A 15,265-nucleotide genomic window follows, 5' to 3' on the forward strand; every position below is an offset into this window, starting at 1 on the left:
CATACCAGAGGTAGGGACACGGCAGTGCCGTCTCCCTACGGAAATCGATAGGCGGGTGTACTTTATAAACTTGGAATCTGCTGTATTGCAGGTTTGCACAGTGCACCTTATCGCTAGAAGTACCACGTCCAGCTACTTTTTACCTAAGTCCTGAAACTCAGAAGAAAAAACTCAAGTCCAGACTACAAACTGGTTTTTTTGATAATTGCGATTAATAAATATTAAATAATGTCCAGTCTCCGTCAAAGTATAGTAATTTATCGCTGCCAAAATCGGGAGTCAGAAGCTACAGAGAAAGAGTTGCCAATTCGATTGTGGCTGAGTTCGGGCACTCAGCTAGCTTTTGACAGCGTACCCGATCGCATTCAGTATTGCGAAGGGGCTTTTATGCCAAAAGAACCTTGGAGGGAACCAACACCGGCAGAGTCTGCACTGCTTTGGGTTCATGAACCCCCACCGCAATATTCTGGTGTAGGAATTGTGCGTTTACCGCCAGATGTTTTAGCTTTGTTTGCTGCTGCCGGTATCGCTTCCCTAACAACTCCGCTACAGGTTGCTGAGTTTAAATCCGAGGAAAAATGCCGACAGGCACTCGATAAATTAATTGAGTATTTTCAGCCTTTTTGTCTCTCGGATGCGCCGCCGATTATTAACGGTATGGGAGGCAGGCAGCCGGGATTGAGTACGGCAACAATTGATAATAAACGCGGTTGCCGCAACGGTTTGCATACTGATAATTGGGACGGGTTGCCGCTGGCGCAAAAGCAGGAGGCTACTAATCGAATTTGCGTGAATTTAGGTCGGGACAGCCGTTACTTTTTGTTTGTGAATTTGACGGAGATGGATATTTTTGAAATGCTGGGATGTCCTGATTCTGATATTGCAAAACCTTGGACGCGAGAGTTAACCAATGAGTTTATGCAGCGCTATCGGGAATATCCGGTGGTGAAGCTGAGAATTGCACCGGGCGAGGCTTATATTGCACCGACTGAAAATATGATTCACGATGCTTCTACTGCCGAAATGAAGCACTTGGATGTTAAGGTGATGATGCGCGGTTATTACAGGATTCCAGCATGAGTTTTGCGGATCGCACTTTTACAGATACTTTTAGAGATAGTTTAAAGGATGAGGGAAAATTGCAGGAGTCGATCGCCCTTTACGAACAGTCGATCGCCCAAAATCCCAATTCGCCCTCAGCTTACCACAATTTAGGCAAAGCGCTGCAACAAAACGGGCAAATTGCAGAAGCTGTCGCCTGTCACCAAAAAGCCATTCTCCTGCAACCAAATTTTACCGCTGCGTACTTCCCGTTAATGTACGCGCCGCTGCCTAAAGATTCTCCTCTGATTGACAGCCTGGTTGCTCTTTACCGCGAAGTTATCGAGATTTTGCCAAATTTTCCATTAGCCTATATTAACTTGGCTGTAGCGCTGAGCAAGCAGGGAAAAATTCAGGAGTCGATCGCACTTTTTCAAACCGCAGTCCGCTTGCAAACAGTCGCATCTCGCCCGCAACTGTCGCAAGTAGAATGGAATTGGGCCTCATCGCGTGAAGCGCAGCTATCCCGTAGGGAATCGGCAGACTTCATTATCGTCGGTTCTCCCCGTTGCGGCACAACTTCTCTCTACAAATATCTCACTTCGCACCCTCAGATTTTATCGGCGGCCCATAAAGAAATCTGTTTTTTTTCCGAACATTTCAACAAGGGAATAGATTGGTATCGATCGCATTTTCCGCCATCAATAGACGGGCATCATTTTTTGACAGGAGAAGCAACTCCGACTTATCTGACTCACCCGCTGGCTGCGGAAAGATTGCACGGTTGTTTGCCCCAAGTTAAGCTGATTGTGATTTTGAGAAATCCGGTGGATCGGGCTTTTTCGCACTATCAAATGCTGGTGAGGCGCGGTACTGAACGCAGAAGTTTTGAAAAGGCGATCGGTTCCGAGTTGCAATTGCTTGCTGGTGCAACCGAAACCAGTTTAGAAGATAGAAATCATTGGAAAGATTGTCATTATATTTATAAGAGTCTTTATGCTTGCAGTCTCAAACCGTGGATGAAACTTTTTCCCAGGGAACAGTTTTTGATTTTGCAGAGTGAAGAATTTTATGCCCATCCGGCTGCGACACTCACGCAAGTTTTTGACTTTTTAGATTTGCCAGATTTTCCACTCCGGAATTATCAAAAGTACAACGGTGGTGATTATCAGCCGGCGGATGATGCTGTCAGCCAGCGATTGCGCGAGTATTTTCAGCCGCACAATCGGAAATTAGCCGAATATTTGAATTCTGTAGGGACTGGTTTCACCCATAGGTGGCTGTAACTAAAGATTTAAATAAACCCGCCCCCACAAAGCGGTAAATCATCATGTACATTTTTGGGCTTAGTATCGAAGTAAAAATTGACGTGGGTTATCTGTTGTATGGGGGCGGGTTTAGTAACATTGTTAGTAGGAATTAGATATTATTCGTAAAACCCGCCCCTACAGACACTATCCGCGTTAATCGGCTTAAATCTGCGGTTAAAAACCCACATTCCGCACCCTCAACTGGCACACACGCAGTTGGGGTGCCCCGTCCGAGTCGATCAGTCGGCTCTAGATGAGTAGAAATACTCTCGCCTGCCGTGTCAGGTGATCGAGCAAGCGATCGATTCAGTTGGAAAATGTACGAGCGTGTAAATTAACAACAAAAACCAATTATCCCCCGTGCGACGCGGAGGATAAAAATAGTCTAAACTCAAGTAGCAAACAATTCGCTCGATCGAATGAAACCCGTGCATCAAGCAACTGAACTCGCCGTCTCTAACCTCGACCATCTTGGTTTAATAGCAGGTCTAGTTGATGAAATAGAAATTGTCCAAAAAATCAATGAGTTAGTAGGGGAACAACCGGGTGAGATTGTCAGTCCAGGTCTAGCAGTCAAAGCAATGATTATCAATGGGTTAGGGCTTGTTTCCGCTCCATTATACTTATTTCCTAAATTTTTTGAAGGCAAAGCGCTCGAACATTTAATGGGTGAAGGTATTCAAGCATCACACCTGAATGAATACCGTTTAGGTAGAGTATTAGACAAGCTATATTTAGCAGGCAGCAGCCAAATATTTACAACTATTGCCGCTTCAGCAGCTCAAAAATTTGAGCTCGATACAGAGACATCCCATTTAGATTCAACTTCCTTTCACCTGCATGGCAAATACGAATCCGAGCTACCATCTGTATCTGTTATCGAGCCAGAAACGGCGCTAGATAGCGAAGATAGCGAAGATAGCGAGTCAACTAAACCCGTGTCATCTGCCGTGCCAATTAAGATTACCTACGGCTACTCCCGCGATCGCAGACCCGACTTAAAACAATTCATTTTAGATTTAATTTGTAGTAGCGATGGAGATGTACCGCTATTTTTACGGGTGGGTTCGGGAAATGAATCAGATCGAGCCATATTCGCATCAATTTGTCAGGAGTTTAAACAACAGTTAAACCTTGACAGTTTAATGGTTGCAGATAGTGCATTATATTCAGCTCCTAACTTAGAAATGTTAACCAATTTAAGATGGTTAACCCGCGTACCGTTGAGTATCAAGCAAGCGCAGCAACTGGTATCTCAGTTAAATGAAGCAGAATTTACCCCCAGTTCTGTGAGTGGATATAGCTGGTCAGAACACAAAAGTAATTATGGTGGAATTGAACAAAGATGGCTAGTAGTAGAGAGCAGTTTGCGACGCGATTCAGACCGACAAAAACTCGAAAAAAAACTCAAAAAAGCCCAGGCTGAAGCTGAGAATAAACTGCAAGAACTCTCAAAAATTGAATTTGCTTGTGCCGCCGACGCTGCCGCCGCAGCTCATCGCTTATCCAAACAACTAAAATTTTACAATATCACCCAAGTTAGTAGCAAAGAAATTACAGTAAAGACTAATACTAACGATCCAAATGCTCGCGAGAAATCCAGCTCGAAACAGAGATTTAAAGTTCAAGCAAAACTGGAACCAGATACAGGTGCGATCGCCAAAGAAACCAAAGCCTGTGGCAGGTTTATTCTCGCCACTAATGTGCTGGAAACTCAGCAATTAGAGCCTGACGATATGATTGTGAAATACAAAGAACAGCAGTCAGCAGAAAGAGGGTTTGGGTTCTTGAAAGATCCGCTGTTTTTTACGGACAGTGTATTTCTCAAGTCGCCGGAAAGAATCGAAGCTTTGGCATTGGTAATGGGTTTGTGTTTGTTAGTCTATACTTTAGGTCAAAGGTTACTGCGTCACAGTTTGCAACGCACTAATTCCCAATTGAAAAATCAGTTGGGCAAACAAACTAATCGACCGACGCTCCGTTGGATTTGCCAGATATTTCAATCAATTCATCTGGTGAGCCTACAAGGGATTCAACAAATTTCTAATTTAACAGCCGAGCGAATGGCTATATTGAACTTGCTGCCGCTCTCCTGTAAGTCTTATTATTTATTAATCTGAGATCGAGCAGTTTGTTTGATGAGCAAAACTGACAGAAATTTCATAAATATTTGATTCAGTAGTGATGTGTAATTATCAGGCTGCTGGAAATATCTGCTGTCGATTAATAGTTAATTATGACGGATGAAGGTGTTGTTAGATATCGAGAATCTAGGATTTGCCCGAAAGCAGTTAATTTTCAACTTGCCCCAACAGGTCGATGCGATTGTGACCCAACAGGTCGCGGGTATTTTTGATTATTATAGTCATTTCAAATAAGTATGAGACACTCTTTCTGCACAATAAGCACGAATAACTTCATCAAGAGATGTGCCAGGAGACGCATACATTTTAGCTCTCTTTAATGCACTAAAATCATGCTCAATATCATTTAAGTCAGGAGAGTATTTTGGTAAAAAAAGTATCTGATGGCCTGCTTCCTCCACCAGGAGCCTAATTGCTGTCTTACGATGAATCGGTGCATTATCCATGATTAATATTGATGGTATTGTTAAAGATGGCAATAAATATAAAGCTAACCACCCTTCAAAACTTTCTGCATTCAAGCTCCCTGTAAAGACCATAGGTGCAATCAAGTCCTTGTTGCCTTTTCTTCTTCCTGCTACTAAATTTTCTCTTTTTCCGCGTTTTCCTTGTCTCTCCCCATATACTTTTCTCCCTTTTTTTGACCACGCATAAACACAAGCATGAAACTCTTCAAACCCTGACTCATCAATAAATACAAGGCTTTTACTCCCATGAACTTTAATTAAAGTTCTCAGTGTTTGGTAGTATTGTATTCTTTCTTCTCTATTCCTTTCTCTATAACGAAATTCTTTTTTTTTATCGTAATTTTCATTTTCTTTAAGGCATAGCATATGGCACTCGCTCTCACCCCGAATTTCCTTGCTCTTTCTATTAATCTTGCTTCGGGATTTTCTTCTACATCTTTTCTGAGCATTTCCCAGTCTATCTTTCGCTCACGGTGTTCTACCTTAGTGGCTCGAAGGTCTTCCCTCCCTAGCCATCTGTATATTGTTGCTCTTCCTACTTTAAACAGGGCGGCGGCTTTGGTTATACCCCCTCCATTTTCCACATAATCCACTACTCTTTTTCTTAAATCTAGACTGTATGCCATTTTTCGGCTCCGAGTTAACAATTTTTCTTGATTTTACATCATCTTGCATTTGTCTCACATTTATTTGAAATGACTATATCTCGGACGAGAGACTCGGACGGAGCACCCCAACTGCGTGTGTGCCAGTTGAGGGTGCGGAATGTGGGTAAAAACCTCCAAATCTACTTACTAGCATAACCCGTACTTACCAAAAACTCCCGCAACTTCCCAAAGAATTGAGTGCGATCGCGCCCTTGATAAACTCTGTCCAACAACTGCCAACCTTCCGCCTCCTGGCCCATGACATACTTGCTCGCCATGAAGGCCGCCAACACCCCTTTCACCTCCCTATCTTCACTCAGACGCTTGTTAGATTCCAGCCAAAGCTCAGCAGAATTCGTGTATACTTCCACCGGATACTGTTTGCTAACATCTTGCATTTTACCTTGGCGGTACTGCCAAATTTGCAGCGGAAAGCGAGAATCAGCATAATTTGTAAAAGCCTCGGAAAATCTGCCGTCCTGACTCTTAAACTCTGGGATATCATTTTTGCCAAAATCGACAATTTCGTAACTCACATTGCCCCAGAAATGCTTGATATGAGTGTATTTGTTAGCGTCGGAATCGTAGCGGTAAATAAACGAATAATTGCAGCAGCGGACGCCGCTTTTGATTGACACTAAATCTGCCAGCACTTCCGGTTCCTTGTCGCCGTCCAAATCGCGAATTAGCAGGGATAAAAAACGTCCTTCTGATACTTCTTCGCTGGCTCTTCGATCGGGGTTATCTACTAGAGAACGAGTCGGAATCAGCACTGGTTCTTCCAATAAAGTTTTACCGTCGCGGATAATTTTGATGCGGAGATTTTTAGCATTTTCTGCTTCTTTTACGAAAGAAACTTCCGCTCGAACTTTCCCCGCTTCGGAGATTTCTGTTGTTCTCGGCGGGCCGATATTGGGCGGAACTTGGGCGATATATTGGGCAGGAACTAAGGCAGTTTGACCGGGTTTGGCGATCGCCTGACAGAAAAAACTTGCTACTTCGGCGCGAGTAGCATTCCGAGTAGGTTCTAGCTGTTTAACAGCCGGATAATTCACCACAAGTTGTTTTTCTGCGGCGGCGGCGATCGCACTTCTGGCCAGTTCGGGAATATCCCGCGCATCTTCAAAAGTCGCATCCAAAATCTCAGCCGCCGACCCCGCAGGTGTATATTTCAAGCCGCTGGTTAAAGCTACCAAAGCCTGCCAGCGGGTAATATTCAAAGTGGGGTTAAAGATACTGCCACTGTATCCAGACATAAAACCCGTCTGATAAGCTTCTCGAATTGCTTTAAAACCCCAGTAATTTGTAGGAATATCTGCAAAGTCGATCGGAGCGCGGACAGTTTTGGCATCGGGAAAAGCCATGCGAACCATTGCCGCAAACTCAGCGCGGCTGACGGGACGATTCGGGCGAAAAGTGCCGTCTTCGTAGTAGCCACTGATGATTTTTTTCTGTGCTAACTCCTCTATGCAAGCTTGCGCCCAATGATCTTTAACATCCTGAAATTTGGCTTGAGCAAATGCCGGCGCTACATTCCGGCCCGGAAACACCAAATTCCCGATGATTATCCCTAAAGCTATCGCCAAAGCGATGATAGCTTGCCATCTGTGCGATCGAACCATATAACAGACTCCTCTACTTACAAATTGGCGATCGAAACTTTCGGAAACTTTATACTTTATATAGCAACGCTCGCGTCACTTGTGAATTTCTTACTCCCTCCCCTTACTAAGGGGAGGGTTGGGGTGGAATAAAAAATTTACGACTCCTGCAACGATTGCTATATCAGGTATATTAACCCGATTTAATACCAGTTCTTAAAAATTTACCGACAACTAAGGACACGGCAATGCCATGCCCCTTATTTTTCGAGTTGGTATAATAAAGCTTACTTCGACTCGAAAGTTATCTCCATCACCATTTTTGTTGTGATTGTTAATTCTTCAGAACTGCCAGCAGTTTTAGCACTCATTTCGCTATTTGAACTAACAGACGCAGTAGACCGAAAAGGCATTAATCTATCCAAGCGCATTGTGGCTGCTCCCCGACCCTGAGAAGCAAAAGATTTTAGGGTTAAGGTAGTTCCCGGAGGCAGTTGGGGATCGGTAATATTTTGAGGGTTTGCTTGCTGCTCTATACTTACATTCAGGGAGGCAACTCCATCTTGCCAGCTAGCCAATTCATAGGTAGAAATGTCATTCACATTAATGCCGCTGAAATCAGAGGAAGAAGAAACGCGCCATTTTGCTCCTTTTCCGACTGCTTCAGCAGGCAGCGGCGAGGCAATTTGCTCTAGAGATTTAGACATTTGTCGAACCATTTGTTTGACGTTGTTGTCAGCTCCTTCGGGCAAAATAATGTCACCTCCTTTATGAAAACCGCGATTGTCCATGATGAAAGAGCCTTTCACTCCCACGATGTTTTTGAGTGCAGAACGCATGGCATCTAGGGCGGCGGGCTGGGTATTTCCAGTATCGCCGGCTATATCTGAGTTAGTATAAGCAAACTCGTAGTGAATATCGCCGTTGGGATCAATTTTAGTGACTTTGGTCTCGAAAGTCATCACCGATACTGGAATTTTAGCCCCAGGCGAAGACCGGCCGGATGCGGATATTTCCATATCCATTTTTACGGTCATCACAGTTGTTTCTTTGACATCGATAGCTGGCTTTAAACGCAGTTGCTGTCGGGGTTCCACTCCCGGATTTAGCAATTCCACTTGCGGGGTTTTCGAGTTGGGGGCAGGCGCGGATACGCCACGGGTTGGCTGCTGCACTAAAAGTGAAGTTTCAGCACTGAGGGAAGCAGGAGAAAGCTCGATAGCCCATCCGGCGCTCGCCAAACAAACAGATGTAATCAACAGTGTTTTTTTCATTAACTTAATTTCGTGTTATCGGAATGTTTGCCTGTTCCCAAAGCCGATCGACTGTCACGAATTTGTAACCTTTATACAAAAGCAATGGAATTATTTTATCAGCAGAAGCTGCAACCTCTTCGCCGCCGCAATAGCCATCGTGCAGTACAATAATCGATCCGTTTTCAGTTTGCTGCACGACGCGACTCATAACTTTCCTAACCCCCGGCCGCACCCAATCTTCCGGGACGACACTCCACATTACGGGGCGATATTCCCACTGTTGCAATAACTCTAATGTTCGCGGCGTAAAAATGCCGTTGGGCGGGCGCACGTCCAGGATTAATTTTGGATCTAAATCGCAAGCTTTGGCAATTGCTTTTTGCGTGTCTTCTAAACTTTGTTTTAGTTCGTGGGTTTTGAGTTTGGGAAACGATATATGCTGATAGCCGTGGAGACCGATCCAGTGTCCGCGATCGTACACTTCTTTAGCCGTTTCTGGATGCCTGTCCACGCAAAAACCCAGCCAGAAAAAACTAGCTTTGATGCCGTATTTATCTAAAATTTTTAACAGTTGAGGTGTGTGCTGACGGTGCGGCCCGTCGTCAAATGTGAGGGCAATTTCTCGGCTGTTGATATCTCCCGTCCACAGACATCTGGGAAAAGCAGATTTGAGGATGGGATGAACGACAGGAAACAGGGGTGCTAGTGGCATTGGTTAATGTTGTTTAGCGCGATCGGGTAGAAATGAAGCTGCGTTACAATAAACTAAAGTTAACTCAATCGAGGTAAATATGACAACTGCCGTTGATATAGGAACGCTAATTGTCCGCACTCCAGGAACTTGCGGCGGCCGTCCCCGCATCGCCGAAACTCGAATTACCGTAGAAAATATTGCTATTGATTTCAATGCTGGGCTGACTCCAGAACAAATCATTGATGAAAAACCGCACTTGACTTTAGCACAAATTTATGGTGCATTAGCCTACTATTATGCAAACAAAGACCAAATTGACGCGGATATAGCAGCAGAAAACGCTGAGTGGGAGCGCTTGGAAGCAGAATATATGGTAGGTAAGGTATCGTGAGTCAGATTCGTTTGTATCTCGATGAAGATATTCAGAAACAAGCTCTGATATTGGCTCTGCGAAATTCTGGAATAGATGTATTGACTACCTCAGAAGCTAACAGAATCAGCTATGTAGATGAAGAACAGCTAATTTGGGCAACTGAGCAAGGGCGAGTCATTTACAGCTTTAATAGGAGAGATTTCAGCAGTTTGCACAGTCAATTTATAGCTAAAAATAGAAATCATGCAGGAATCATTCTTGCACAGCAACAGCGTTACTCTGTGGGGGAGCAAATGCGAGGAATATTGAATTTAATGGCTGCTAAGTCAGCAGAAGAAATGATAAATAAACTCGAATATTTGGGGGCTTATATCAGAGATAAATAACTGTATGTAAAAGATGAGCGATCGCCCTTAAAAAATTGCTTAACTCTTTTGATAGATCCTCAAACTATATCCGATCGCATCAACCTCTATCTCGCGGTCGATGCGATCGCCCTGCGGTGTCCTCATATACTGAAAACCAGCACAATTAATCTAAAAACCATCAAGGAGGAACAATGACAGAGGAATACCTAGCCGAACGCACAGTTTCAGCCGTATTTAAGGAAGAAGAACAATTAGACGGCGTAATTCGGCGGTTGCTGGATCGCGGAGTTTCCCGCGACCACATCTCAGTCATGGGAAAAAACTTTCAGTCTAAAACTAGAATTGCCGGCTTTCTTACTAAAAAAGATGTGATTTTAGGCGGTCTGCGAAGCGGGGCAATTTTTGGTTCCTTATTCGGTTCTTTTTTGGGTTTGCTAACAGGCGTCGGCGTGCTGTTTATTCCCTTTGTCGGTGCAGTAGTATCGGCGGGCCCGCTGGGTGCGGTACTGTTGGGTGCAGCTAGCGGCGCGATCGCAGGTTCGGCCGGTGCGGGTCTAGTTTCCGCTTTGGTCGCTTTGGGAATGCCCGAAGACAAAGCAACTATCTATCAAACCCGCGTTGAAGCAGGCGAATTTCTCGTGATGGCAGAAGTTCCCGCAGATAAATCGGGCGAATTTCAACTCTTGCTAGAAAGTGCAGGTGGCGAAGAAATTTCAGTTAGCGAGATGACGCTGCCGCGCGCCGTCAAAGGTCGCTGCAACAGTCCGGCAGATTTGTCTCCAGAAGTGCGATCGCACCTGTCGGAAGCCGCTCAAAAAACCTTTATGGAATCCTACAACGCCGCATTTGACGAAAGCAATGACTCGATACAAGCCGAACACACCGCTTGGAACATTATTCACCAGCAGTACGAAGAAGATGAAAATGGCGTTTGGACTAAGCCTTTAGCAAAAGTCTAGTCTTCCAATCGCAGCAAACTAATAAAAAATACCATCTAGCCTCTAGAACTGTGATTCTGGAGGCTTTGACGATTTTAGATTTTAGATTTGAAGATGGTGCAAAACTTAATTCGTAAAGACTTGGGAATTATCGAAAGTCTCATTACTGTTTGAAAGTGGTATTGCATTAGGTTGCGTTGTCAAGTACAATCTATAGGCTTACAATTGAAAATTGAGTTAAGCAAATGCAAAAATACGTTTGTACAGTTTGCAATTACGTCTACGATCCAGAAGTAGGCGACCCCGACGGAGGCATAGCTCCCGGTACTGCCTTTGAAGATATCCCCGACGATTGGGTTTGTCCCACTTGCGGGGCGGTAAAATCCGATTTTGAACCAGAATAAGCGAGAAAAAATTTGTCCGATCGAATCCTCAAAATTACAGTCATCGGCGGCGGTGCAGCGGGTTTTTTTAGTGCAATTACCTGTGCCAAAACCTACCCGCAGGCCCGCGTCACTTTACTAGAAGCTGGCCGGCAACTCCTGGCAAAAGTTCGCATCTCTGGCGGCGGGCGCTGCAATGTGACTCACGCTTGTTTTGACCCCGGTGTTTTAGTGCAGAATTACCCCAGAGGTGGAAAAGCTCTGCGCGGTGCTTTTACTCGATTTCAACCCCGCGATACAGTAGAATGGTTTGCCAGTCACGGTGTGAAGTTGAAAACAGAAGAAGACGGGCGAATGTTTCCGATTACAGACGATTCGGGGACAATTGTTAACTGTTTGATCCGGGCTGCTGAGGATGCAGGCGTGAAAATTCGCACCGGCGATGCAGTAGTTTCAGTAAAGAAACTAACGGTCAACACCGCAGAGGGCGAACACGGGGACACCGCCCCTAGGTTTGAAATTGAGTTGAAGTCGGGGGAGAGTTTTAAGTGCGATCGCATTCTGCTCGCTACAGGCAGCAATCCGTCGGGTTATAAGTGGGCAAAAGAGTTAGGTAATACTGTAGAACTGCCCGTTCCTTCTCTATTTACTTTTAATATTTCCGACAGCCGAATCAAAGATTTAGCGGGAATTTCTGTTCCTAATGCTAAGGTGAAATTGCCGGGAGCTAAATTAGAACAAAGCGGGCCTTTGCTAATTACTCACTGGGGTTTAAGCGGGCCTGCTGTACTCAAACTTTCGGCTTGGGGTGCGAGATTTTTGCACGATCGCCATTATAAAACTTCTGTGCTGATTAATTGGCTTCCCCAGTACAATGCGGAAGTTTTGCGGCAGCAACTGCTAGCGGTTAAGTCGCAGTTGTCGCACCGCTTGATTGTTTCTAGCTGTCCGTTTCCGGTGCCGCGCCGCCTCTGGGAACGCTTGACAAGTTCGATCGGCATTGACGAGCAAAAACGCTGGGCTGACTTATCTAACAAAACCCTCGATCGCCTCCTGCAAGAACTCGTTCAAGGGGAATATCAGATTGCCGGAAAAGGCGCATTTAAAGAAGAATTCGTCACCTGCGGCGGTGTCAACCTCAAAGAAGTCGATTTTAAGACAATGGAAAGCCGCCGCTGTCCCGGACTTTTCTTTGCGGGCGAAATCTTGGATATCGACGGCGTGACGGGCGGTTTCAACTTCCAAAGTGCCTGGACTACGGCGTGGTTGGCCGGAAACGCGATCGGCAAACCATCCGATTTTAGATTTGAGATTTGAGATTTTAGATTGGGGAATATTTGCTGTGTAAAGGTTTGGGACTTGCGATCGGGCCTTCTGCTTGCCTGTATTAAATTTTGTGTTATTTTTGAATTAAGAGGCACAAAATGTGAATGCTGTTGAGCCTGTAGAAGAAATTCGCAGTTTTGCCTCCTTCAACATCGGGGTCAAACACATGAAAAACTTTAAGCTGAAAACCTTAAAATTCCCGAACCACACTGACAGCCATTTTGACTCACCTTTCATCGAAAAAAATGGCTTGCTGCAACTCAACCCCAAATTTATCACTCCCGAATTTTTAACAGCCTGGACGTTTGAAACACACCTGTACGACGAACAAGTTGCGATCGACCACTTTGTCATCACATTTCCCAGCCGCACCGAACTCGAAAACTACGCCGAATCTTTTTACCCCTTCGGTGCCAAAACAGTCGAAGGCCCAGACTTATTCCCGCTCAACTTTTGTGCGGAAAACATTAATGTTCCCTCCGACTTGTGGCTGCATTTAATGACCTTATTAATGCCAGCCGGTGGGTTAGTAGTATTAGATGCCCCCCACGCACCGGGCGACAAAACAGACCGCTTCCAGCAAGCAAGAGGATTAGAAGCAGTTCACCACGTCGCGATTCGAGTTGAAAACGTGCAGAAGGCTGCTAAAATATGGCAAAATAAAAACTTTAAACCCCTATCAGAGCATCCTCTAAACTCCGGCTCATTAACCCAGTGGTTTCTGCAAAACCCCGCCGGACAAATTCTCGAATTAATAGAACGTCGCCCCGGCAACAACGCCACCTTTGACTGCAAAAACATCGCAGGTTTGCGGCTTAGTGAAGTCGCCAGTCAGTAGGGCAGGCAAGATGACTGCCCCACAATTAGCAATTACCCATTCCATTACAAAATAAAATATATGGTCGCATTAAAAATCCCCAAAGTTACAATTCAACCCCCAACATTCAACTCAATTGAAGAAGAACGCCGCCACCGCAAACAGCGTTTAGCCGCCGCATTCCGATTATTTGCCCGCTTCGGATTCAGCGAAGGAATTGCCGGACACATCACCGTCCGCGACCCCGAACACCTCGACCATTTCTGGGTTAATTCTTTTGGAATGCACTTTAGTTTAATTCGAGTCAGCGACCTAATTTTAGTCAACCACAAAGGCGAAGTAGTTGAAGGAAATAAACCCGTAAACGAAGCAGCATTTGCCATTCATTCCCAAGTGCACAGCGCCCGCCCCGACGTAATCGCAGCAGCCCACGCTCATTCTCCCTACGGCAAAAGTTGGTCGAGTTTGGGCCGCCTGCTTGACCCGCTGACGCAAGATTCTTGTTCTTTTTATGAAGACCAAGCTTTATTTGACGATTACACCGGAGTTGTTTTGGAAATCGAAGAAGCTAAACGCATCGCCAAAACTTTAGGTGAGAAAAAAGCCATTATCTTACAAAATCACGGACTGTTAACAGTAGGTCAAACAGTAGATGAAGCGGCTTGGTGGTTTATTGCAATGGAACGTTCTTGTCAAGCGCAGTTAATGGCCGAAGCAGCGGGAAAACCAATTATCATCAAGCCAGAATGTGCCCGTTTGACACAGCAGCAAGTAGGGTCTCACCGCATGGGATGGTTTAGCTTTCAACCGCTTTATGACATGATAGTGCGCCGGGAACCCGACTTATTAGATTAGAAACTCGGCGGTTTCAACCGCTATTACACAAACACAGTCCGCCTGCGGCGAATAAAGAATGAAGGGGGTATTAAAGCCTGATTTAGTATCAGGAGTGCAAAAGTTATAAATTCATGCTGAAGCCGATTCCAACCAAGCTATCAAATCCTCTTGACTGGTAAAATCTAACAAAATTTCTCCTAAATCCTGTAATTGTTCGAGAGATAACTGCCGAATGCGAGTTTTAGTTTCTGGTGAGATTTCGCCAGTGCGCCGCGCGAGTAGACGGAGGATTAAAGCTGTTTGCCCCTCAATTATGCCTTCTTGGCGACCTTCTTGCATCCCTTTAATAACAGCACCGCGTTGGTCTTCAAAAAACATTTCCCGCTTTTCCAATTCCTCTAATTCCTTAAGGGTTAAATTACTGCGGCTGGCGATGGAAAAAGCTGTTTGAATTTCGGGAATTGATGCAAATTTTTCGGGAATTTCATCTAATAGGGAGCATTTTTGATAAAGTAAATCCAGCTTTGAATTAGATTTTCGATTTGTTCCATTTCTTGGTTAAATTTGGGCAGTTCGACAAACACTAATTCGATCTCTCTGTTATAATACTCGAAGTTTTCTTCTAGTTCTTTAAAGACAAAATGGGTGAGAAATTTTTCGGTATTTTCAAACAAAATAAAATCTGTAATTGTTAAAGCAATCAGAGGATTTAATTTCGAGTCTCCTTCCCTAGGTTTGAGTTGAGTTGCGTAGGTTTTGGCGGCATTGTAAACTACCCGTTTAGTAAAAGCTTCTACATTTATTACCTGCATTTCGATAATCACAGTTTTGTTGCCTGTAATTTTGGCTTTAACATCCAGGTAAGTGTCTTTTAATCCAGTAACGCTCGGCGCGGCGTAAGGGTCAATAATTTCTAAGTCTTCAATGGTTGGCTGCGCGTCATAGAGCATCGCATTGAGGAAGCTAATCAAAATGTCTTTGCTCTGGGGCGAAGCAAAGATTTTTTTGAAACCAAATTCTGTCTTAGGATTTATGAAATTCATAATTTCTAATTAGTAATTGG

General features: G+C 44.6%; 16 protein-coding genes and 1 pseudogene. 11 read left to right on the forward strand and 6 right to left on the reverse strand.

What is annotated here, in order from left to right; translation table 11 throughout:
* Positions 1 to 228: 228 nt before the first annotated feature.
* The 3 genes from OSC7112_RS19845 (at position 229) to OSC7112_RS19855 (ending at position 4,471) form a co-directional block, all read left to right on the forward strand.
* Positions 229 to 1,080, forward strand: coding sequence for a hypothetical protein (locus tag OSC7112_RS19845; RefSeq protein WP_015177582.1), 852 nt, complete (start codon positions 229 to 231; stop codon positions 1,078 to 1,080).
* Positions 1,077 to 2,327: a sulfotransferase family protein gene (locus OSC7112_RS19850; RefSeq protein WP_015177583.1), complete on the forward strand. Its 1,251-nt coding sequence runs from the start codon at positions 1,077 to 1,079 to the stop codon at positions 2,325 to 2,327. The genes OSC7112_RS19845 and OSC7112_RS19850 overlap by 4 nt, the downstream gene beginning before the upstream one ends.
* 452 nt (positions 2,328 to 2,779) lie before the next feature.
* Positions 2,780 to 4,471 carry an IS1634 family transposase gene (locus OSC7112_RS19855; protein WP_150111640.1) on the forward strand — a complete coding sequence of 564 codons (1,692 nt, stop codon included), beginning with the start codon at positions 2,780 to 2,782 and terminating at the stop codon, positions 4,469 to 4,471.
* A gap of 245 nt (positions 4,472 to 4,716) precedes the next feature.
* On the opposite strand, the gene OSC7112_RS37185 is transcribed toward OSC7112_RS19855, so the two are convergent.
* The 5 genes from OSC7112_RS37185 to OSC7112_RS19880 all read right to left on the reverse strand — a co-directional run bounded on the left by OSC7112_RS37185 (position 4,717) and on the right by OSC7112_RS19880 (position 9,178).
* On the reverse strand, positions 4,717 to 5,328 hold the full coding sequence (locus OSC7112_RS37185; RefSeq protein WP_223300650.1) for a transposase: 612 nt from the start codon (positions 5,326 to 5,328) through the stop codon (positions 4,717 to 4,719).
* Positions 5,229 to 5,588 (reverse strand): IS630 transposase-related protein, encoded by a 360-nt coding sequence (locus tag OSC7112_RS41145; RefSeq protein ID WP_041622479.1) that lies wholly within the window; start codon positions 5,586 to 5,588, stop codon positions 5,229 to 5,231. The genes OSC7112_RS37185 and OSC7112_RS41145 overlap by 100 nt, the downstream gene beginning before the upstream one ends.
* 161 nt (positions 5,589 to 5,749) lie before the next feature.
* Positions 5,750 to 7,231: an S-layer homology domain-containing protein gene (locus OSC7112_RS19870; RefSeq protein WP_015177584.1), complete on the reverse strand. Its 1,482-nt coding sequence runs from the start codon at positions 7,229 to 7,231 to the stop codon at positions 5,750 to 5,752.
* Positions 7,232 to 7,497: 266 nt separating this feature from the next.
* Complete coding sequence (locus OSC7112_RS19875; RefSeq protein ID WP_015177585.1) at positions 7,498 to 8,484, reverse strand: DUF6263 family protein; 987 nt, start codon at positions 8,482 to 8,484, stop codon at positions 7,498 to 7,500.
* 4 nt (positions 8,485 to 8,488) lie between these two features.
* Positions 8,489 to 9,178: a polysaccharide deacetylase family protein gene (locus OSC7112_RS19880; RefSeq protein WP_015177586.1), complete on the reverse strand. Its 690-nt coding sequence runs from the start codon at positions 9,176 to 9,178 to the stop codon at positions 8,489 to 8,491.
* A 79-nt stretch (positions 9,179 to 9,257) separates the two neighbouring features.
* Here OSC7112_RS19880 and OSC7112_RS19885 point away from each other — a divergent pair, with 79 nt between their 5' ends.
* The 8 genes from OSC7112_RS19885 (at position 9,258) to OSC7112_RS19915 (ending at position 14,220) form a co-directional block, all read left to right on the forward strand.
* A complete protein-coding gene (locus OSC7112_RS19885) occupies positions 9,258 to 9,551 on the forward strand; it encodes a DUF433 domain-containing protein (RefSeq protein ID WP_015177587.1) in 294 nt (97 codons plus the stop codon).
* A complete protein-coding gene (locus OSC7112_RS19890; protein ID WP_015177588.1) occupies positions 9,548 to 9,919 on the forward strand; it encodes a DUF5615 family PIN-like protein in 372 nt (123 codons plus the stop codon). The genes OSC7112_RS19885 and OSC7112_RS19890 overlap by 4 nt, the downstream gene beginning before the upstream one ends.
* A gap of 48 nt (positions 9,920 to 9,967) precedes the next feature.
* Positions 9,968 to 10,096: a hypothetical protein gene (locus tag OSC7112_RS41850; protein ID WP_263053535.1), complete on the forward strand. Its 129-nt coding sequence runs from the start codon at positions 9,968 to 9,970 to the stop codon at positions 10,094 to 10,096.
* Positions 10,093 to 10,860 (forward strand): ChaB family protein, encoded by a 768-nt coding sequence (locus tag OSC7112_RS19895; protein WP_015177589.1) that lies wholly within the window; start codon positions 10,093 to 10,095, stop codon positions 10,858 to 10,860. The genes OSC7112_RS41850 and OSC7112_RS19895 overlap by 4 nt, the downstream gene beginning before the upstream one ends.
* Positions 10,861 to 11,084: 224 nt before the next feature.
* On the forward strand, positions 11,085 to 11,243 hold the full coding sequence (gene rd, locus OSC7112_RS19900; protein WP_015177590.1) for a rubredoxin: 159 nt from the start codon (positions 11,085 to 11,087) through the stop codon (positions 11,241 to 11,243).
* 12 nt (positions 11,244 to 11,255) lie between these two features.
* Positions 11,256 to 12,539, forward strand: a complete 1,284-nt coding sequence (locus tag OSC7112_RS19905; RefSeq protein ID WP_015177591.1) for a BaiN/RdsA family NAD(P)/FAD-dependent oxidoreductase — start codon at positions 11,256 to 11,258, stop codon at positions 12,537 to 12,539.
* A 109-nt stretch (positions 12,540 to 12,648) separates the two neighbouring features.
* The gene (locus tag OSC7112_RS19910) at positions 12,649 to 13,386 is read left to right on the forward strand and encodes a VOC family protein (protein WP_015177592.1); all 738 of its coding nucleotides are present in this window, start codon (positions 12,649 to 12,651) and stop codon (positions 13,384 to 13,386) included.
* A 60-nt stretch (positions 13,387 to 13,446) separates the two neighbouring features.
* A complete protein-coding gene (locus OSC7112_RS19915; protein WP_015177593.1) occupies positions 13,447 to 14,220 on the forward strand; it encodes a class II aldolase/adducin family protein in 774 nt (257 codons plus the stop codon).
* Positions 14,221 to 14,331: 111 nt separating this feature from the next.
* On the opposite strand, the pseudogene OSC7112_RS42585 reads toward OSC7112_RS19915, so the two are convergent.
* Positions 14,332 to 15,245, reverse strand: a pseudogene (locus OSC7112_RS42585) (Rpn family recombination-promoting nuclease/putative transposase).
* Positions 15,246 to 15,265 lie beyond the last annotated feature (20 nt).

This window comes from Oscillatoria nigro-viridis PCC 7112 (assembly GCF_000317475.1).
GTDB classification, from domain to species: domain Bacteria; phylum Cyanobacteriota; class Cyanobacteriia; order Cyanobacteriales; family Microcoleaceae; genus Microcoleus; species Microcoleus nigroviridis.